The organism is Bacillus sp. P4_D3, from assembly GCF_056401855.1.
Genome location: NZ_JBFUIN010000015.1, coordinates 1 through 19,083, shown reverse-complemented (window position 1 = coordinate 19,083; position 19,083 = coordinate 1). Strand labels below are relative to the sequence as shown.

Genomic DNA, 19,083 nt, shown 5'->3' with positions numbered 1-19,083 from the left:
TTTTAATCTATTTGCAGAAATGTTTTAAAGTACTCCCCGAATTCCTATGATGCTGAACTAACCTTGTTTCTACCATTTCTTTTTGAATAATATAACGCATCATCCGCTGATTGAATAAATTGATCAGGTGATTTTTTATACTCTGAAATTCCGACAGAAACTGTAATTTTAATTTTTTCCCTATTTTGCAGTTGGAATGAATGCTTTTCAACAGCTAGTCGAATTTGTTCCCCTATACGAGTTCCAAATGCTACTCTCTTTTTTGGTAACAACAGAGCAAACTCTTCGCCACCCTTTCGAAAGACTAAATTTGGGAATGGTGCATTCTCTAACAAAATACGCCCTAGTTGTTTTAACACTTCATCTCCAGCAGGATGACCGTACGTATCATTTACATACTTAAAGTGATCAATATCGATAAGTAATAAACAAAGTGAATCATTTTTCATATGCTTGCTACCAATATGACGATTCATCTCGAAATCAAACTGCCTTACATTTCCTAGATTCGTTAATGCATCTATCGTTGCATAATGCTTCATCGTTTGAAATAATTCATTGGATTGCAATACGTAACTTGCACTTACAAATGTGATGTATGCCGCTACAATACAACAAACTAAATATAAAACCACTACATATATATCCTTAAATAAAATATAAAGTGGTAGTATTAAAATAGACAAACTGTACACATTAAACCATATCCATTTTGTAAATATAGAAATCTTCATCCGCCAAATGAGGGTACTGCCAATCCCTATTGCCACGATAGTATAGCAAGCCAATTCAGAGGCTAAAGAATACTCAGTAAAAAATACCCGCGTTATTAAAATGATCATAACTGTTATACTACTAGCTATTGGGCCACCAATTATAACTGCCAAAATAACTGCTAAATAACGTAAATCCAACATAATATTTTCAATATGTACACCAAAATGCATCAATAATATACTTAATATTCCAGTTAAAATGCCGATCAAACATTTCTGCCAAAAAGAGAACCCTTCTTTTAACGGCTTATCTCTTAAAAGCTGAGCACCTACAAAGATAAAGGAAAGAATGATTGTCATATTTACAAATAGATCTCTGAACATAAAATAATCTCCCTACTTTTTCTTTTCCATGTATCCCTTTCTATATGTTATTGTATTACGAAATACCTATAATTCCCAAACTTTTTTATTTTATTGTTCCACGTGGAACAGCAAAAAGCAAAATAAAAAAGGAGACGAAATTTCGTCCCCTCCATTAACAACATCGCGATATCTTTCCGCCTTTTGCATTAAATCTAGCTTCTTGTGCCTCAGCAAAAAATTGCTTTTGACATAGAATTTTCTCTTCTGGATGATGTACTTTCATGTGATTTACATACGTTTCATAACTTGGAACTCCGACAAGTAAACTAATAAATTGCTTTCTCTTTCCCCATACGTTCCGTAAATTTTTAAGCATAGTTCCTCGACTCACTTTCATCTCTTGGAATATATGGTGCCTCTTTTAACGGCATTGGCTTATTTCTTAATACTTGAATCCAAATTCGAAGTGCAGAAATTAATACAGCAATTACAACTATCATAAAAATTCCACAAAGCGCTGCATCAATATAGTCATTCAAAATAATTTGTTTCATTTGTGCAACATTTTTAGCCGGAGCTAGTACCTTCCCATCATCTAATGCTCCCTGGAATACTTTCGCATGTGATAGAAATCCTATTTTGGGATTTTCATGAAATAGCTTTTGATAACCTGCTGTCATTGTTACAATAAGCAATCCGACAGTTGGAATAAGTGTTACCCAAACATATGCCTTTTTTCCCATTTTGAACAAAATTGTCGTTCCAAGTAATAATGCAATACCTGCTAACATTTGGTTTGCAATACCGAAAAGTGGCCATAATGTATTAATTCCACCAAGCGGATCTATTACCCCTTGGTATAAGAAATACCCCCATCCTAGTACACATAGTGTTGTAGCTATCACATTTGCTAATGTTGAATCTGTTTTCGCAAACGGCTTATATACATGACCTAAAATGTCTTGAATCATAAATCTCCCTACGCGTGTTCCCGCATCAATCGTTGTTAAAATAAATAGTGCTTCAAAAAGAATAGCAAAATGGTACCAAAATGCCATCATCGCCGTTCCGCCCATTACTTGCGAAAATATATACGCCATACCAATTGCTAATGTTGGTGCACCACCTGTACGTGATAAAATGGTCTGTTCTCCGACATTAACAGCAAGATCTTTTAATTCATTCGGTGTAATAGCAAATCCCCATGAAGAAATAACTTGAGCTGCCTGCGATACATCCGTACCGATAAGTGCTGCAGGACTATTAATTGCAAAATAAGTTCCTGGTGTTAATACACAAGCAGCAATCATTGCCATCGCTGCTACAAACGATTCCATTAACATTGCTCCATAACCGATTGGCTTTGCGTGGCCTTCTTGCTCAATCATTTTCGGCGTCGTGCCTGATGAAACGAGAGCGTGGAATCCTGACACAGCACCACAAGCTATTGTAATAAATAAGAACGGGAATAAGTTACCGGAGAAAACAGGACCTGTCCCATCGATAAATTGCGAAACTGCTGGCATTTTTAAATCTGGTGCTACAACTAAAATACCGATTGCTAACCCAAGTATCGTCCCTATTTTTAAAAATGTACTTAAATAATCACGTGGCGCAAGAAGCATCCAAACCGGTAATGCCGATGCAATAAATCCATATACGATAAGCATAATAGCAATTGTCTCACCACTAAAAGTAAACATACTTGCAAGTGTCGGATTTTCCGCCACATATTGTCCTCCAATAAGGGATAAGATTAGTAGAACAATACCGATTACTGATCCTTCTCCTACTCGCCCTGGCCTAATGTAACGCATGTAAACTCCCATTAAAATAGCAATTGGAATCGTTGCTGCGATTGTAAACATTCCCCATGGGCTTCCAACAAGCGCCTTCACAACTACTAAAGCTAATACCGCTAATAAAATGATCATAATACCTAAAATACCAATCATTGCAATTAATCCTGTAACAGGACCAATCTCATCTTTAATCATTTCTCCTAATGATTTACCATTACGTCTCATTGAAGCAAATAAAATTACAAAATCCTGTACAGCTCCAGCAATAACCACCCCAACAATAATCCAAATTGTCCCAGGTAAATACCCCATCTGCGCCGCCAAAATCGGTCCTACTAAAGGACCTGCCCCTGCAATCGCTGCAAAGTGATGTCCGAATAAAACCCATTTATTTGTCGGAACATAATCCTTGCCATCGTTTAACGTATGAGCAGGTGTTTGTCTATTATTATCTAGACCAAAAACTTTCCTCGCTATAAATCTACTATAAAATCGATACGCAATCGCATACACTGATACAGCAGCAACTAATAGCCATACAGCATTAATTGTCTCACCTTGCGATAACGCTATTACACCAAAAGCAGATGCTCCTAGCGCTGCAATAACTCCCCAAAGTAAAATTGACTTCAATGTTTTCACATACAATCCCCCCATTACTACTTCTTAGTGGAGATTGTACTAAATTTTCTGAATATTTTACTTAAATCCTCCTTATCATGAAGGATTTCTAGATTATCATGTTAAAATTCTCTCATTACTTGTCACAGTTCAATTTTATTTCGAAGTCGTTTTACATAATTGCGACTTACTGGAATCGGTTGCTCATCGTACCTGTCTAAATACAAATTATACGTGCCATTATAATAAGGTTTAAGTTCTTGTACATATGACATATTAATTAAATAGCTTTTATGTACACGTAAAAAATCATATGCATTTAGTTTATTTTCTAATTCCTGGAGTGTGTATGTTGAAATATACTGATTATTCGTTGTATAAATTGAAACGGTTTTGTTTTCCTTATTTTTACTTACATATACAATATCTTCCGGGAAAATATATCTAATCCCCTCATGGCCTTCTATCGGCAGTTTACGCAAATGACTCTTTGCTTTCTCACTTTGTTCTTTTCCCATTTTATATAAAATGAATTGTAAATCTTCTTCACGAAATGGCCGTAATAAATAATAAAACGCTTGGAAACGAAAAGCTGTAATTGCCTCTTCTATATCCTCACCAATAAAAATAAATTTCGTATAACAATTCACTTCTCGTAATAAACTCGAATATTCAAAACCAGTACCATCCATTAATTGCGAATTTAAAAAAACAAAATCAGGTGTATGTTTTTTCATTATTAGCAAAGATTCTGTTCCAGTTTCCGCTTCAAAACATTCTACATTTCGAATATTTTCAGTAAAGTTCTCAACTAATTTTCTTCGCTCTTCTGTTTCTTCCATGATAAGTAAGATTTTCATTTATCCAGCCACCTAATTCCTTTGTCCGTATGTCTTGTTGTATACATTCGCTTTAGTAAGAAACAATCCCTTTTTCTTACTATACCATTATTTATCTAAAAAAACAGAAAAAAGGAAACCACTTTGGTTCCCCTTTTCTTTTATCCCGATTGGTGCGGACTAACAATCAATGGTTGATGGATAAAACACCCACTGATTAAAGTTTCACTTTATACTAATTCCCTCTGTTTCGTTTCTTGACCAAGTATAACTACAGCAAGTGCCCCAATTAAAATTGATCCACAGAAAATCGTAAATATTAGCGATAGTGACGCTTGTGAAGCAACTAAATACCCTACTAATAGTGGTCCAAGAATACCACCAATACGTCCAAATGCCGCTGCCATTCCTGCACCTGTACCACGAATAGTTGTTGGATACTGTTCCGGTGTATAAGCGTATAATGCACCCCAAGCACCTAAATTAAAGAAGGATAGTAACATACCCGCCACTATTAATGCTGTTAATGAATCCGCAATTCCGAACACATAAGCACTACATGCTGTACCAATTAAATACGTAACCAATACAAATTTGCGACCAAGACGTTCAATAAACCATGCAGCTGTGAAATATCCTGGAAGTTGAGCTAAAGTCATAATGAGTACGTACTGAAAACTTTTTATTAAACTAAAGCCTTTCAGTACCATTACACTAGGTAACCAAAGGAACATTCCATAATAGGAAAAGACAACACAAAACCATAGAATCCATAACATAATTGTTGCTTTACGATATTCTCCAGACCAAACCGATTTTATATTTTCAATAACAGATGGCCTTTTTTCAACCTTTTGGAACCTTGGAGAATCGGGTAAATTCCATCTTAAATATAAAGCATATAACGCTGGAACTGCACTTAATACCATAGCAACTTCCCAACCGTATTTAGGAATAACAAAATATGAGATAAGAGCTGCGATTAACCAACCACCAGCCCAAAAGCTTTCTAATAGTACAACTATTTTCCCACGTTCGTGCGCTTCAACACTCTCCGATACAAGGGTAGATGCAACTGGAAGTTCCCCGCCAAGTCCCATACCAATTAAAAAGCGTAAAACGAGGAACATCGCGAGTGTCGTCGTTAAAGCCGTTAAGCCACTACCAATAGAAAATAGTAATAATGTAATAATAAAGACCGATTTCCGTCCTATTTTATCTGATAGTATCCCAAAAACGAGCGCCCCTACAGCCATACCAATTGAGTTAATACTACCTATCCAACCCATCTCTTGAGTACTTAATCCCCACTCTTTTTGCAACGCCACTATTACAAATGAAAGCATTCCAACATCCATTGCGTCAAATAGCCAGCCAAGTCCAGCTATACCAAGTAGCTTTCGCTTCGAAATTTCTTTTACCTTGCTCACAAGAAGTCCTCCTTACACAGGTGTCTTTACACATCATTTTACATGTGTGTATTGCATAAGTAAAATACTTTCGTATAAAAAATTCTCCTTCATCATTCCCAAAAAGTAAAATATTTATCAAAAATAAACAAATAAAAAAAGTAGCGATGTTCCGCTACTTTTTTGAACGCATTACTTCTTTTAAAAACTCGGCTAGTACTAACTGACGACGCCAGCGTGTTGGATTACTACATAATCTGTAAAACCACTCTAAATGAATAGCTTGTATCCATTTTGGTGCACGCTTTACCTCTCCAGCCCACACATCTAAACTACCGCCTACTCCAACAGCCATTTTCGTTTCTAAACGATGCTTATTGTTTTGGATAAAGTTTTCTTGCCTTGGGAAGCCAAGTGCAACAAGTAATAGGTCTGGTTTTGCCTCTTGAATACGTGAAACAATATTCTCTTCTTCTTCTTGTTTAAAATATCCATCTTGTGTACCCACGATAGATGCAGCCGAATATGTCTTCGTTAAATGATTAGCCGCGGCTTGTACAACATGTGGTTTTGCACCTAATAAGAAAACAGATACTGATTTATTCTCTTCTGATAACTTTGCAAATAAATTGCTCATTAAATCAAATCCCGCTACCCGCTCTTTTAAAGGTGTACCAAGCATACCACTTGCTTTTACAACCCCAATACCATCAGGTGTAATTAAATCTGTATTTAATAATATTTTATGGAATTTTTCATCCTTTTTTGCGCACATAACAATTTCAGGATTTGCTGTTACCACCTGAAAAGTATGAGCTTGCTCTAATTCTAGTTGCTTCTTTAAATGTTGGATCGTTTCATCCATTGTCATTGTAGAGAAAGGAACACCTAGAATATCAACCGTTTGTACTTCCATATTTAACTATCCTCTCTATTTCAGTAAAAGTTTTTTATATGCATTATAAGTATCTTCATACAAATTCTTTAGCGAGAAATGAGTAGATGCGTGATTATATAAACGATTTCCCATCGCTTCTAATTCACCATTCAACCATTTTTCATAAGCATTTTCTAATGCGCTTGCTAATGAATCCGCATCACCAATCGGTACAATCCATCCATACGTATCATCAACTATTAACTCTCTCATATCACCCACGTTTGTTGCAATAGATGTTAAGCGTTGATTTGCAGCTTCTAATAAAACAAGAGGGAAACTTTCACTATAAGAGCTTAACAAATTAATGTGTGCAGATGCATATAACTCTTTTGAATCTGTACGAAAACCTAGAAAAATCACCTTATCCTCTAAGCCTTTTTGTTTCACCATTGCCTTTAACTCTGCTTCTATAGGTCCATCACCCAGTAAAAGTACTTTTATATTTGAAATTTTAATTTTTTGTAGTGCTTCAAATAAAATGTTATGACCTTTAACAGGATGCAGACGAGCTACTTGAATGGCTGTAAATACTCCTTCATCAATGCCAAATTCACTCTTATCATAAGGTTTTACCGGAATATTATCATACTCAATTCCATTATAAACTGTACAAATTTTCTCTTCTGGCACACCAAGTTTTATAATATTTTCCTTAAAGTTTTCTGTAATTGCAAAAAACAAATCTACCTTCTTGAAAGAACGTAAATTCAACTTCGTAAATGCCCATCCTTTTAATCCCCTCTTCATAAAATCCAAAGTTGGATTACTGTGGACAGTCATTATCCATTTCGCTTTTATACCTTTTTTCAAGAGGGAGAGATAGAAATTCGCTCGTGCGCCGTGTGTATGCACAATGTCAAATTGATTCTCATTAATAAATGATTTTATTTTTGAAAGAATTGATAGGTCGTACCGAGATGATTGAGTAAAAACATGTACCTGAATACCAAGGTCCCTCGCTTCTCTAGCAATTGCCCCTTCTTCAAATACCATTAATTCCACTTCTTTTTTCGGGAACTGCGATAAAAGTGAAATAATATGTGTTTTTCCCCCACCTTCTTCTGCACCAGCATTAATATGCAACACTTTCATTTCTTACATCCCCCATTTTCCTTTTTAATTTACTATAACAAAAATAAAAGCTAACATATGCTAGCTTTTATTTTTCTATCATTCAATTTCCAAGTCAACTATTAAGTATGCCATGATTAACACTAAGTAGAAACTCACTCCAGGTGCCATTAAAATATGACCAGCCATAAATGAAATACCTAATCCGAGAAGTATTGCCATAGTCACCATTGCATATTTCACTGTGAATATTTGTTTAAATTTAGTAAATACACATACAATAAATTTAATACCAAAGTATAGGAACGGAATGATAAGTAAAACAAATCCTATGATTCCGAAAGAATAAAACCAATCGTGGAAATCGCGCTCAATTAATTTCGGCTCTTCTTTATAGTTACCAGCATAACCCATTCCTAATAATTTTTGAGACATTGGGGCTTCCTTATAGAAATCTTTATACATTTGTTCAAATAATTGACGCCCACTGAAAATAATAGCTTGTGTTTCTTCTTTCTTTTCCGCTACCTTTTCTTTCTCTTTTTCTTTCTCTGTAACAGGAGGTTTATGCTCTTTAACTTTCTCCGATTCTTTCTTCTTCTCTTCCTTTTTTGCACTCTGTTTTTCTTCAATTATTTGGACATGAATTCCCATGTTTTTTAAAAATGGTGAAAAAGGTGTATAAGCCATTACTCCTACCAAAACAGTTATTGCAATACAACCATTTAGTAAATATACCTTTTTCTTTCCTTTTTCACTTTGTCTAAATGCCTGGATAAAGCACATAACAAACGCGACAGCCATTGTTGCATAAATTGCCCCTATGCCCACCTTTGTACCAACTGCAAACAATGAAAAAATAATTAAAATTGAAGGAATCCAATAATAAAATTTACCAATACTTTTTGTTTTTTCAATTGAATATAAAATAACAATTGGACACATGATTGCTAAAGTAGAGCCTAGTTCATTCCCTGCATAAAACCAACCACGCGATCCCAGCTTTAACCATTCATAGTTATTATAATCTGTTCCTGTCGCAATCGACACTACCATTACTATTCCTATTATCAATGATGCATACGTAACATAGTCACGCATTTTTGAATGTCTTTTTTCTTTTAAAGATTTAAAAACAAACACATAACAAGTAAGCATAACAAACGGGTATAACGCTTTTGCTATAAATTTAATTTCCTCTGTTAGCGCCATCGGATCCTTTGTAAATTTATTATTGATCAATCCGATAGTGAAAACTATTCCAACTAAGATTATATATGCTATATATTTTATACTTCCTTTTTTCTTTGTTTGAATTAAAATATATATTCCACCTAGAAACATAACAAATAAACGTGCAATAACTCCAATGGTCGTATCAATTTTTAAAACCATTATACAAAATGCTGTGAGCAAATCTAAAATTGGTTGCAACAAAATAAAGATTAGTAGAAAATTTTCAAATTTATTACTTTTACTATTTTGACTTAACATCTAGAACCTCCATAACTATTACCTAATTTCAATCTATATGGTTAATATTTTTTACTCATCTCAAATATTTATTATAACATATATTTTAAAATTAAACGCCTCACATTTCTACCCAACTTTACCTTATAGAAAAAAGCAGATTTGTATTTCCAAACGCTTTCTTTCCTTATTTTTTCTTTTTTTCTACATGTAACGAAAATGCATTGTTATTTACATAACTTTAGTGTATATTTTTTCTCTGGAACATCTTTAAGAGAAAGGGATTAAGGCCATGTTATTAATCGATATATTTACGTTTCTTGGCATTATCGCCGCTGCCATTTCTGGTACATTAGTTGGTTTAAAAAAAGATCTAGATTTATTTGGTATCCTTTGTTTAGCTGTAGCTACTGCGCTCGGCGGCGGTATTATTCGTGATATTATGATCGGTAACCTGCCTCCTGTCGCATTTGTAAAACCCATTTACTTTTTCGTAAGCGTATTATCCGCATTATTTACTTGTATGTTTTTTGAGCGTATCAATAAACTTCAAGTCGTTATTATGCTTTCTGATGCTGTTGGCTTAGGTGTTTTTACAGCTATCGGTGCAAATGCGGCAATGTCACATCATGTTGACGCCTCATTTTTAGTTGTTTCAATGGGAGTCATTACAGGTATTGGAGGCGGTATTTTGCGTGACATTTGCGCTCAAGATATCCCTTATGTATTCCGAAAAGAGATTTACGCAATCGCTTCTATCTTAGGAGCAATTAGCTTCCTAATTACACATGCACTGGGGGCGCACGTATTAGCTTTCTATGTTTGTTTATTAATAACATTCGTTATTCGTGTCGTCACTGTCATATATAATGTACATTTCCCTGTTTTCTTTAAAACACACGCTAAAATTAATAAAAGTCATTAAGAGGATTCTACATGGAATTCTCTTAATTTATATACTATTCTATACACTAATATKGAATAATTGCATATAAAAATATATAATTATATAAGAACTCGAAATTGAAAACGCTTTACATACAGGAGGAAGAACAATGCTTGGGGTTTTTAAAAAACATAAGAATAAAACAAACGCCAGTATAATTGAATTAAGCAAGGACCAACAAATAATATTCAATGTACCTGCCAATTCTGAACTAAAAATCCAAATGGAAATGCTACATATTTCAAAAGAAGATTTACAAATTGTAAAGGTACTACAACCCTTTATTTATGAGGAAATAGATTGGATTACAGAAAAATTTTATGCCAACATTACAAAACAACCTAATTTAATTACTGTTATTGAACGTTACAGCTCTATTCCAAAACTAAAACAAACTTTGAAAACACATATTAAAGAATTATTCAGTGGAAATATGCATGAAGATTTTATTGAACAACGCATTAGAATTGCCAAAAGACATGTACAAATTGGTTTACATAGAAAATGGTATACGGCTGCTTACCAAGAATTATTCCGCTCTATCATGAAGATTTTGCAGACAAAATTTACAGCAATCGATGATTTTTCTTATTCTATCAATGTAATAAATAAATTATTTACTCTTGAACAAGAACTTGTTCTTGCTGCTTACGAATCTGAGTACGAAAGAATTCAAAAAGAGCATGAAAAAGAAAAAGCACTAACAGCTATGACAATTACGCATATTGCAACAGAACTAGCTGCCGTGTCTGAAAAAACGAGCTCTTCTATTCAAAAACTAACAGCTAAATCCGAAACTATTGTAGAAATTGCCAAAACAGGCACATCATTAGCTACAACATCGGAAGAAAAAGCAAATAAAGGTAAAGAACAATTAAATCAACAAAATAAACGAATGGGATACATTCAAACGAATATGGAAACTATCATTACAGATACACATGAACTTCTTGATATTTCTAACAAAATTAATGAAATTATAGATATTGTAAAATCAATTGCGGAGCAAACAAATTTACTTGCACTAAATGCCGCTATCGAGTCTGCACGTGCTGGAGAGTTTGGTAAAGGTTTTTCTGTTGTAGCTGGAGAAATCCGAAAGTTATCAGAGCAAACGAAGGAATCTATATCCAACGTTACAAAGCTCGTCGAAAAAACAAATGCACAGATTATTCGTGTCTCTTCTTCTGTAAAGCAAATTAGCTCTCTCGTATCTGAAGGAACGGATAGTATGTATGCGACAGATCAATACTTCCAAGAAATCGTAAAAGATATGTCTAACTCAAAAGAACAAAATAAAAAAATTGAAAATGAGTTAGAATCTATTTCACAAGTAATGAAAGGGATTCAAGACGATTCCTCAAAAATGGCCCTAACGGCTGATAATTTACAACTAGAACTAAACCGATAAGGTGAAACTTGAGTGAGCGGCGATCCTTCATCTCCACTCACTACTCATTTTCATCATCCATCGATAAAAAGAGCCGTTCCCAACAGATAGTTTGGAACGGCTCTTTTTAATAAGTAAGTTTTTCTTGTCGTATTTTATAGTTAAGTCAATATAATTTCATGTAATAAGGACACTTTGAATTGCAGGACAGGCTCTTATTTTCGGAAAAATATTTTTTGACAATAAACATAACTCATATAAACACCAAAGCTTTGTAAAATGAACACAGCTGGCATGATAATATTGTAATATGCCATATCTACTTGGAAGAGTCTTAGTAATACATATCCACTAACTAACAAAACAAACAACATATATCCTTCGTTTTGTTGTTTCTTAATAAGGAAATGTAATAAAGCTATAGCCATAAATAGCATTACCGTTATATATATAAGTTTTTCACATTTAAATAAAATAGAGTTTATTCCCTCATCTGAAAACTGATTCATTACTGGTTTTAAAAGTTTAAACCTTTCGCTCTCAATCTCTTTTAAATTTTGATCAATGTGCTCTATTACACTTTGATTTTTCGATATTTTTTCCCCATTTGTACCTTTTCCAATTAAAACAGATTGAACATACGCCTCATTCGAAATCTTATATTGTGACATTCCCATTGTATTAATTCCGTAACTCACAATAAAGTGAACGCTATAAAATAAAATGAGTATCCCTATCATCTTCAATAGTACTTTTTGCCTCGTTACTGATTGAAATAATTCAATTAACAACACATATATAGCAATAAAAATAGGAAGAAATAACCCTATTGGGAAAATCATATTGCTACAAGCAAATAAAATCGCTGAAAACACCCACATATAAGGATGATCTAACCCTTTATATAAAAGTATGTAACAAGCAAAATAAAATAAAAATATTGCAAGCGACTCCTGTGTTAATAAGGAGCTCATGAATATATTTGGAATATATACAGCGTAAAATACAGAGGCAATACGACCACATTCTTCCCCAAAAACCATCGCTGCAATACGATAAATGAAAAATACAGTCCCTGTACAAAATAAAATATTAAATAACTGTAAAACAAATACCGTATCACCAAATATACGAATAACAATCGATTCATAAATAATAAAAGGTAACTGAGTTACATTCTCTATAGTATTACCAATTGCAATTTGCTTTGCAGACTCATACATCACTTTCATATCACCAATTATCGGAGCATCTACAAATAGAACCACGCTAAGTCTCACCAGTATAGATATACTTAGAAGAAAAAGAAGAAATTGTTTACCTGTAAAACGATATTGTAAAATTGATGCCACTAATAAAGTAAGGATGATAAAAATCACCAATACGATTGTTATAGTTGTTGTACTTCCTCCAAAAAATTGCTTACTTGTTTCAAATGCTGACCAACAACTATAAACAAAAAATGTGAGCATCGCACCAATTATTATTTTACTGAAGAAAGACGAAAAATTTGTTTGTATGTGATTCATATGTCCATTGCACCTCTATTTCCTTTCATAACAAAACGATTCTATCATGAATGGGTACACAGCTGATAGGGAATTTCTATGACAAATACAGAGTCATAACTTTTTCACTTGCAATGTAAGCGAATCCTCTTTTACACTACATTTTAGATATAATAAATTTTCTTTCAGTTACATGAATACAAATACAGAAGTTTTAATAGAGTAGAACTTTAATTCATAGTGGGGGTGTTTATCCCCCACTAATGATTAGCTTTTACAAGCTGTCTTCTATGTTTGACAGCCGAATTTTGAAGTGGTTATCTTACCACCCGCACATAGCGAGGTAAAACCCTCTTCTAGAACTCTTTACTTCATTAAATATCTATTGATTTTTAATAATTTTGTACTCCATTTACAATACATGTCATTCTGATTGAAAACAGAAAATAGGGGCTGAATATATGGAAAAGAAATTCATGCGCGAATCAAAAGCAATTAAAACAACACGTGTTTTTCCTAATGATTTAAATAATCATCAAACACTTTTCGGAGGAAAATTATTAGCAGAAATTGATAGTATCGCTTCGATTGCAGCTGCAAGACATAGCCGTAAACATTGCGTAACAGCATCTATCGATTCCGTTGATTTTTTAACTCCAATTCACCAAGCAGATTCTGTTTGTTATGAGGCTTTCGTATGTTATACGGGAAAATCTTCAATGGAAGTTTTCGTAAAAGTAATTGCAGAAAATTTATTAGAGGGCGAGCGTAGAATGGCCGCAACATGTTTCATTACATTTGTCGCATTGAAAGACGGAAAGCCTTCTTCTGTACCGCAAGTACTTCCCGAAACAGAGGAAGAACATTGGCTATACACAACCGGACCAGAGCGTGCAGAAAATAGAAAAAATGGGCGTTTGAAAAGCAAAGAAATGGCTGAAGTATTAACATTAAGTAAACCTTGGAGTATTTAACGATTAATTAACCTTCCTTATTTAAATCAAAAAGGAAGGTTTTTTATATAAAATACATAGAGTTGATTTACAAAGTTTATATGCGGTAAACTTATACAGATGTTCTTTTGACACTCCCACCCCTAAAGGGGCAAGCTGATTAATGTCAGTAGGATTCTTATTACTAAAGTCCGATATGGGCTTTCCTATATCGGACTTTAGTAATAAGAATCCTTTCAAAAGGTCTATATAGTGTAAAATACAAAAAATTTGAGGAGATAATAATTATATGATGGAACAAACTCAACTCGTTTCCGTTATTGTCCCGCTATACAATGCGGAAAAATATATTGAAGAGACGATGGAATCAATACTGAATCAGACATATAAAAATCTTGAAATTGTAGTTGTAGATGATGGAAGTAAAGATCAATCATCTTCTATCGTAAAAAATCTTGAGAAAAAATACCCTGAACAAATAAAATATATTCTCCAAGAAAATCAAGGTGTTTCCGTTGCTCGTAATACAGGAATTGAAAATGCTAGCGGAGAATATGTTTCTTTTCTTGATAGTGATGATGTATGGCATCCAACAAAAATAGAAAAGCAAATCGAAAGTATGCACAAAAACAATATGAACGCTTGTTATTGTGGCTATATGAACTTTTACGACGAAACTGGTGAAAAGGTCGAAAATACGACAAACTTTATTAAAGGAAATATGACAAAAGCTTTCTTAACACATCAAGTTTTCGCCCAAACAAGTACTTGGATTTTTAAAAGATCAATTGTGATGGATCATAACATTCGTTTCACACCAGGATGTAGCTGGGGAGAAGATTTAGAGTTTCTATTTAAATTAATGAGTGTAACAAATGTATGTTATGTGGATGAATATTTAACATATTATCGAATCCTATCAGGAGGAAACCTTTCTTCAAATTATAAAGATTATGAATTAAAAACAACAAAAGAATTAGAAGTATTTAATCGAATGAAAGATTGGATTCATAATAAATCAAAAGACTTAATCACAAATGACTCTACAGAACTTATTGAAATCCTTGAAACTTATCTATTCCCATATACAGTCATTAACAATGCCTGTATACACATTAAAGAACACTCTAAATTAGATAAATCAAAAGTTCAATTAATTAAAAGCGATATAAAGAAATATTGTCGCAAAATCTATTCAAAAAATGGAAAACGAAGCAAAAAATTATACGCGATGCTTTGGTTTGTACGTATCAAATTTCTATTTTCTTAAATAAAAAATACGCTTTTAAACATTTTTTCCGTAAACAAATTAAACTTATAAATAGGACAAAGTGTGTCCTAAAGAATAGAAAGGTCTCTTTCCATGAAAACAAACAAAATCCTTAAAAACGCCTCCTACCTCTTTGTAGGAAATATTACTGTTCGATTTGTACTTGCTATTGCGACGATTCTCTTTGCAAGATACGTTTCACCAGATGAATACGGGATGTTTACAACTGCATTAGCAGTTTCCGCTGTTATTTGTTATTTTACAGATGCAGGTTTGACACATACATTTATGCGTGAAGGAACACGAAGTGATGCCGACATTAGCGTACTAATCAGTAGTTATTTACGCATTCGTTTTGTACTGGCTGTCATCATTTCCGTACTCTTTGCGATTTTTGCTCAGTTCTTCTATACTGATGCCTACTTACGTGCCATGGTATATTGGGTTGTGCTCCCAACTATGTTTGGGGCAACTCTACAAGGCGTTGGGATGGCTTATTTCCAAGTAACAGAACGTATGCAATTTACAGCGATTATTTCTGTACTACAAGGTGTAACAGCCGCAGCTGCTCTTCTATTTGGAATGTCATTTAAATGGTCACTTATGATGGTCGCTGCCATGTACGGAATATCCAGTCTTGTAACAGGAGTCATCGCTTTCATAATGGTCCTCCGCCATACAACCGTTCATAAAGGCTGGGACAAAGGGATTTTAGATCAACTGCTTATTTTCACAATCAATGGGATCATCATTATGCTTTTACCACAATTAGGACCCATTATATTAGAAAAAGTTTCGACATATGAGCAAGTTGGATTCTTTGGCGCTGCATCGAAAATACCTGCAGTACTTTATCAAATACCTGGTGTAATTGCAGCAGCCTTTTATCCAAAGCTATTTGCTTTTGGAAATGAAAAAAATATTGATGAACATAGAAAACTATCTCAGTTCGAATTAAAACTGATGTCTTTCTTAGGAATGGGCATCGCAATTCCATTTATCGCCGATCCAAGCTTTTGGATTGTTACTTTATTAGGTGAAAAATATGCACCATCTGGTGATGCTCTTGCAATTTTAGCCTTTATGGTCATTTTACAATCTATCAACTATCCACTTGCCGATAATTTAACGACAATTGGCCAACAGTGGAAACGTGCAACAACGATGGGAATTGGATTGGCTGTCGCTATCATAAGTTACATCATCTTAGGTAGCAAATTTGGAATGATGGGGGCTTCTGTAGCAGCTATCATTACTGAAGTTACTTTATTAATTGGATTTACTTTATTTGTCCATAAAGGTTTCGAGCTATTATTTAAAGGAATTATATTTAATAGTCTCGCATTTATAATTAGTTGCGCTCTATACCACACAATATTAATTAACTTGCCACCGCTAGTGGCTTTAACGCTTACTGGTATATTGTACGGCATTATCGGCCTTGCCATTGATCCACAAATACGCGGGTTACTTTTAGAGTTCATAAATAAAAAGTTTGCTAAGAAAACAGCATAAAAAGAGCTGCCCGAAAAGCCGAACTTTGGACTGGGGTTATGTTCTTATTGAGTAAAAAGACTAACCTGCCTATTAACAAGAAAAACCGTCCCAAAAGGTATTTTGGGACGGTTTTTTTATTCACTATTATTATTCATATATAAAATTGTTTCTTTTAATCCTTCATAATATGGAGTTTTAGGTAGAATACCTATATGCTCCTCATATTTTTCCCCACTTAACATAACTGGTTTTTCTGTCAAATATAACATTTCAACATATTCTTTCATCTGCTTATCAAATAAACCAATGAACTTGATCATACCCCCTTTTACAGTCATTACTCGTTTTGTATATCCCGTTAGTTCACGTATATGTTGAATCATTTCTTCTCCTGTAATAACACCACAACCTGGTATATTCCAATGTTGCCCATAAGCCTCATCACGTAACGCTAATTCTACCATGGCTTTCGCACCATCTGGCGTAAAAATATACTCACGCGCAATCCGCTTATCTCCAACAAAGCTAGATATTTTATTCGCAAGTACGCCATTTAAAGTATGCTGAACGAGTGTACTTTCTGCTTTCGGGCCGTAAAAATCCGGAAAATGAGCAATAAACATTTGGACACCACTCCGCACTGCCATCATTTCAAGTTGTAATCGAATTTTCCCCTTCTTCGTATGAGGTTTCTTTTCAGCATCTTCTTTAACGAGCCCTTGATTTTGCATACCATATGCATAAATATTATCAACGATCCCTAACTTAATATTATTCTCTTTTGTTACTTCCAATATGTTTCTTAATAGTTTAGGTTGCTTCTCTTCCCAATCCGAATAGGGGATATTTATAGCATGGAATATAGCATCTACGTCTTTCGCAGTATCCATTATATCCGCTTTTACAAATACATCTCCTGCTACTATTTGTATCCGTTCTTCTCCTTGAAATAAATTCTCCAGCTTCCTCTTATTTCTTGCAAAAGCAATCACATCAATTCCTCTATTACATAACTCCTTTGTAATCGCATATCCCATTGCTCCAGACGCTCCCAGTACTAACGCTTTTCTCATCCTAATTCCCCTCCAATTAATTAACCGCTGTTCAATTAATAGTAAAAAGAAAATCACTTACATTAGAAGCGATTTTGAAATAAACTCTACATGTGCTTGAGCGAACCCCTTTAATTCTTCAAATGTTTGCCCACTTCCGCAATAATGCGCTACAAACCCATGTAATGATAAAAAGACAGACCATATCATCATTGTATCTATTCTTTTATTACATAAAGAAAAAACAACCTTTGCAAATTTTTCATAACTAACATTCGGGCCGTCTGCTAGACATTCCTTTAACTCATCATCTTTAATTAAAAACATAATTTCATAATGACTTTGATTTTTTAAACCAAACTCTATAAAACCAAATAAAACCGCTTTTAACTGATCTTCTTGAGATAAGTTTCTTTTACTAATCTCATCTAACTTTTTATTTAGCAATTGAAAGTCTTGTTCTACCATTGCATAAAAAAGTTCAGCTTTATTTTTAAAATGATAATAAATTGAACCATGGCTATAACCTAGTTCCGTCGCAATTTTACGCATTGAAGTGTGTTGATATCCTTGCTGTACAAATAAATCTCTGGCTGCATTCATAATCATTTCTCTTGTTAACTCTTGTTTGACTGCTCTTCTTGGCGACATTTTTTATACCTCACGATTTAATTAACCACTGTTCAATTATTATTATATATTTTTTCCAAAATAATGCAACTTATTTTTTTCAAAATATACATTTTTGAAATGATAGCATTATATCAAAGAATTTAGTATCATGATTCAAGACACTATTTAGAAATGAACGGAGGACATTATGAGCTTATTAACTGTTGAAAAATTAGGTCATACATTTGGTGATCGCACATTATTTAAAGACGTATCCATGCGCTTACTCGCAGGAGAGCATGTTGGATTAGTTGGAGCAAACGGTGTTGGTAAATCAACATTTATGAATATAATTACTGGTCAGCTTATTCACGATGAAGGTCGTGTAGAATGGACACCTGGTACAAATTATGGTTACTTAGATCAACATACAATTTTAACACCTGGTCGCACAATTCGTGATGTATTAGCAGATGCGTTTTTACCTTTATTTGAAAAAGAAAAAGCTTTAAATGAAGTTACAGAAAAAATGGGAACTGCTACAACAGAAGAGTTAGAGGAACTTCTTGAGCAAATGGCAGAAATACAAGATGCTCTTGAAGCAGGTGGTTTCTATTT

The 19,083-nt window shown here is 33.9% G+C and carries 17 protein-coding genes and 1 pseudogene; 7 read left to right on the top strand and 11 right to left on the bottom strand.

What is annotated here, in order from left to right; translation table 11 throughout:
- Positions 1-44 precede the first annotated feature (44 nt).
- The 8 genes from AC1DTM_RS05000 to AC1DTM_RS04965 all read right to left on the bottom strand — a co-directional run bounded on the left by AC1DTM_RS05000 (position 45) and on the right by AC1DTM_RS04965 (position 9,258).
- Positions 45-1,100, bottom strand: coding sequence for a GGDEF domain-containing protein (locus tag AC1DTM_RS05000; protein ID WP_367959340.1), 1,056 nt, complete (start codon positions 1,098-1,100; stop codon positions 45-47).
- A gap of 154 nt (positions 1,101-1,254) precedes the next feature.
- Complete coding sequence (locus tag AC1DTM_RS04995) at positions 1,255-1,458, bottom strand: YbdD/YjiX family protein (protein WP_002198719.1); 204 nt, start codon at positions 1,456-1,458, stop codon at positions 1,255-1,257.
- Positions 1,451-3,526 carry a carbon starvation protein CstA gene (cstA, locus tag AC1DTM_RS04990; protein ID WP_016106762.1) on the bottom strand — a complete coding sequence of 692 codons (2,076 nt, stop codon included), beginning with the start codon at positions 3,524-3,526 and terminating at the stop codon, positions 1,451-1,453. Before cstA ends, AC1DTM_RS04995 begins: the two co-directional genes overlap by 8 nt.
- A 122-nt stretch (positions 3,527-3,648) precedes the next feature.
- The gene (locus AC1DTM_RS04985; RefSeq protein WP_016106763.1) at positions 3,649-4,365 is read right to left on the bottom strand and encodes a LytR/AlgR family response regulator transcription factor; all 717 of its coding nucleotides are present in this window, start codon (positions 4,363-4,365) and stop codon (positions 3,649-3,651) included.
- Positions 4,366-4,574: 209 nt separating this feature from the next.
- A complete protein-coding gene (locus tag AC1DTM_RS04980; protein ID WP_002113163.1) occupies positions 4,575-5,774 on the bottom strand; it encodes an MFS transporter in 1,200 nt (399 codons plus the stop codon).
- 154 nt (positions 5,775-5,928) lie between these two features.
- Positions 5,929-6,669, bottom strand: coding sequence for a WecB/TagA/CpsF family glycosyltransferase (locus tag AC1DTM_RS04975; RefSeq protein WP_016106764.1), 741 nt, complete (start codon positions 6,667-6,669; stop codon positions 5,929-5,931).
- 15 nt (positions 6,670-6,684) lie between these two features.
- A complete protein-coding gene (locus AC1DTM_RS04970) occupies positions 6,685-7,785 on the bottom strand; it encodes a glycosyltransferase family 4 protein (RefSeq protein WP_016106765.1) in 1,101 nt (366 codons plus the stop codon).
- Positions 7,786-7,863: 78 nt separating this feature from the next.
- Positions 7,864-9,258: an O-antigen ligase family protein gene (locus AC1DTM_RS04965; protein ID WP_078174630.1), complete on the bottom strand. Its 1,395-nt coding sequence runs from the start codon at positions 9,256-9,258 to the stop codon at positions 7,864-7,866.
- A gap of 271 nt (positions 9,259-9,529) precedes the next feature.
- Between AC1DTM_RS04965 and AC1DTM_RS04960 the strand changes: the two genes are divergently transcribed.
- The 3 genes and pseudogenes from AC1DTM_RS04960 (at position 9,530) to AC1DTM_RS04950 (ending at position 11,594) form a co-directional block, all read left to right on the top strand.
- Positions 9,530-10,162, top strand: a complete 633-nt coding sequence (locus AC1DTM_RS04960) for a trimeric intracellular cation channel family protein (protein WP_002159709.1) — start codon at positions 9,530-9,532, stop codon at positions 10,160-10,162.
- A 130-nt stretch (positions 10,163-10,292) separates the two neighbouring features.
- Positions 10,293-10,790: pseudogene (locus AC1DTM_RS04955) on the top strand (protoglobin family protein); the annotation flags it as partial.
- A gap of 102 nt (positions 10,791-10,892) precedes the next feature.
- Positions 10,893-11,594, top strand: a complete 702-nt coding sequence (locus tag AC1DTM_RS04950) for a methyl-accepting chemotaxis protein (protein ID WP_372343025.1) — start codon at positions 10,893-10,895, stop codon at positions 11,592-11,594.
- Between the two features lie 194 nt (positions 11,595-11,788).
- On the opposite strand, the gene AC1DTM_RS04945 is transcribed toward AC1DTM_RS04950, so the two are convergent.
- Entirely contained in the window at positions 11,789-13,102 is a 1,314-nt protein-coding gene (locus AC1DTM_RS04945) for an ArnT family glycosyltransferase (RefSeq protein WP_088099750.1), read from the bottom strand.
- Between the two features lie 440 nt (positions 13,103-13,542).
- On the opposite strand from AC1DTM_RS04945, the gene AC1DTM_RS04940 reads away from it, so the two are divergent.
- The 3 genes from AC1DTM_RS04940 to AC1DTM_RS04930 all read left to right on the top strand — a co-directional run bounded on the left by AC1DTM_RS04940 (position 13,543) and on the right by AC1DTM_RS04930 (position 16,819).
- Positions 13,543-14,055 (top strand): acyl-CoA thioesterase, encoded by a 513-nt coding sequence (locus AC1DTM_RS04940; RefSeq protein WP_016106769.1) that lies wholly within the window; start codon positions 13,543-13,545, stop codon positions 14,053-14,055.
- A 268-nt stretch (positions 14,056-14,323) separates the two neighbouring features.
- Positions 14,324-15,304 carry a glycosyltransferase family 2 protein gene (locus AC1DTM_RS04935; protein ID WP_016106770.1) on the top strand — a complete coding sequence of 327 codons (981 nt, stop codon included), beginning with the start codon at positions 14,324-14,326 and terminating at the stop codon, positions 15,302-15,304.
- A gap of 93 nt (positions 15,305-15,397) precedes the next feature.
- Complete coding sequence (locus AC1DTM_RS04930; RefSeq protein WP_367959561.1) at positions 15,398-16,819, top strand: oligosaccharide flippase family protein; 1,422 nt, start codon at positions 15,398-15,400, stop codon at positions 16,817-16,819.
- A 116-nt stretch (positions 16,820-16,935) separates the two neighbouring features.
- Here AC1DTM_RS04930 and AC1DTM_RS04925 read toward each other — a convergent pair whose 3' ends face one another.
- Complete coding sequence (locus AC1DTM_RS04925; protein ID WP_078174629.1) at positions 16,936-17,874, bottom strand: SDR family NAD(P)-dependent oxidoreductase; 939 nt, start codon at positions 17,872-17,874, stop codon at positions 16,936-16,938.
- A gap of 57 nt (positions 17,875-17,931) precedes the next feature.
- Entirely contained in the window at positions 17,932-18,504 is a 573-nt protein-coding gene (locus AC1DTM_RS04920) for a TetR/AcrR family transcriptional regulator (RefSeq protein WP_367959563.1), read from the bottom strand.
- Between the two features lie 169 nt (positions 18,505-18,673).
- Between AC1DTM_RS04920 and AC1DTM_RS04915 the strand changes: the two genes are divergently transcribed.
- Positions 18,674-19,083 (top strand): ATP-binding cassette domain-containing protein (locus tag AC1DTM_RS04915; RefSeq protein ID WP_477000061.1); only part of this gene is annotated, 410 nt, incomplete at its 3' end.

Coding starts and splice junctions, on each gene's coding strand:
- AC1DTM_RS05000 (WP_367959340.1), bottom strand. CDS start 1,100: ATGTTCAGAGATCTATTTGTAAATATGACAATCATTCTTTCCTTTATC.
- AC1DTM_RS04995 (WP_002198719.1), bottom strand. CDS start 1,458: ATGCTTAAAAATTTACGGAACGTATGGGGAAAGAGAAAGCAATTTATT.
- AC1DTM_RS04985 (WP_016106763.1), bottom strand. CDS start 4,365: ATGAAAATCTTACTTATCATGGAAGAAACAGAAGAGCGAAGAAAATTA.
- AC1DTM_RS04975 (WP_016106764.1), bottom strand. CDS start 6,669: ATGGAAGTACAAACGGTTGATATTCTAGGTGTTCCTTTCTCTACAATG.
- AC1DTM_RS04970 (WP_016106765.1), bottom strand. CDS start 7,785: ATGAAAGTGTTGCATATTAATGCTGGTGCAGAAGAAGGTGGGGGAAAA.
- AC1DTM_RS04965 (WP_078174630.1), bottom strand. CDS start 9,258: ATGTTAAGTCAAAATAGTAAAAGTAATAAATTTGAAAATTTTCTACTA.
- AC1DTM_RS04960 (WP_002159709.1), top strand. CDS start 9,530: ATGTTATTAATCGATATATTTACGTTTCTTGGCATTATCGCCGCTGCC.
- AC1DTM_RS04950 (WP_372343025.1), top strand. CDS start 10,893: ATGACAATTACGCATATTGCAACAGAACTAGCTGCCGTGTCTGAAAAA.
- AC1DTM_RS04945 (WP_088099750.1), bottom strand. CDS start 13,102: ATGAATCACATACAAACAAATTTTTCGTCTTTCTTCAGTAAAATAATA.
- AC1DTM_RS04940 (WP_016106769.1), top strand. CDS start 13,543: ATGGAAAAGAAATTCATGCGCGAATCAAAAGCAATTAAAACAACACGT.
- AC1DTM_RS04935 (WP_016106770.1), top strand. CDS start 14,324: ATGATGGAACAAACTCAACTCGTTTCCGTTATTGTCCCGCTATACAAT.
- AC1DTM_RS04930 (WP_367959561.1), top strand. CDS start 15,398: ATGAAAACAAACAAAATCCTTAAAAACGCCTCCTACCTCTTTGTAGGA.
- AC1DTM_RS04925 (WP_078174629.1), bottom strand. CDS start 17,874: ATGAGAAAAGCGTTAGTACTGGGAGCGTCTGGAGCAATGGGATATGCG.
- AC1DTM_RS04920 (WP_367959563.1), bottom strand. CDS start 18,504: ATGTCGCCAAGAAGAGCAGTCAAACAAGAGTTAACAAGAGAAATGATT.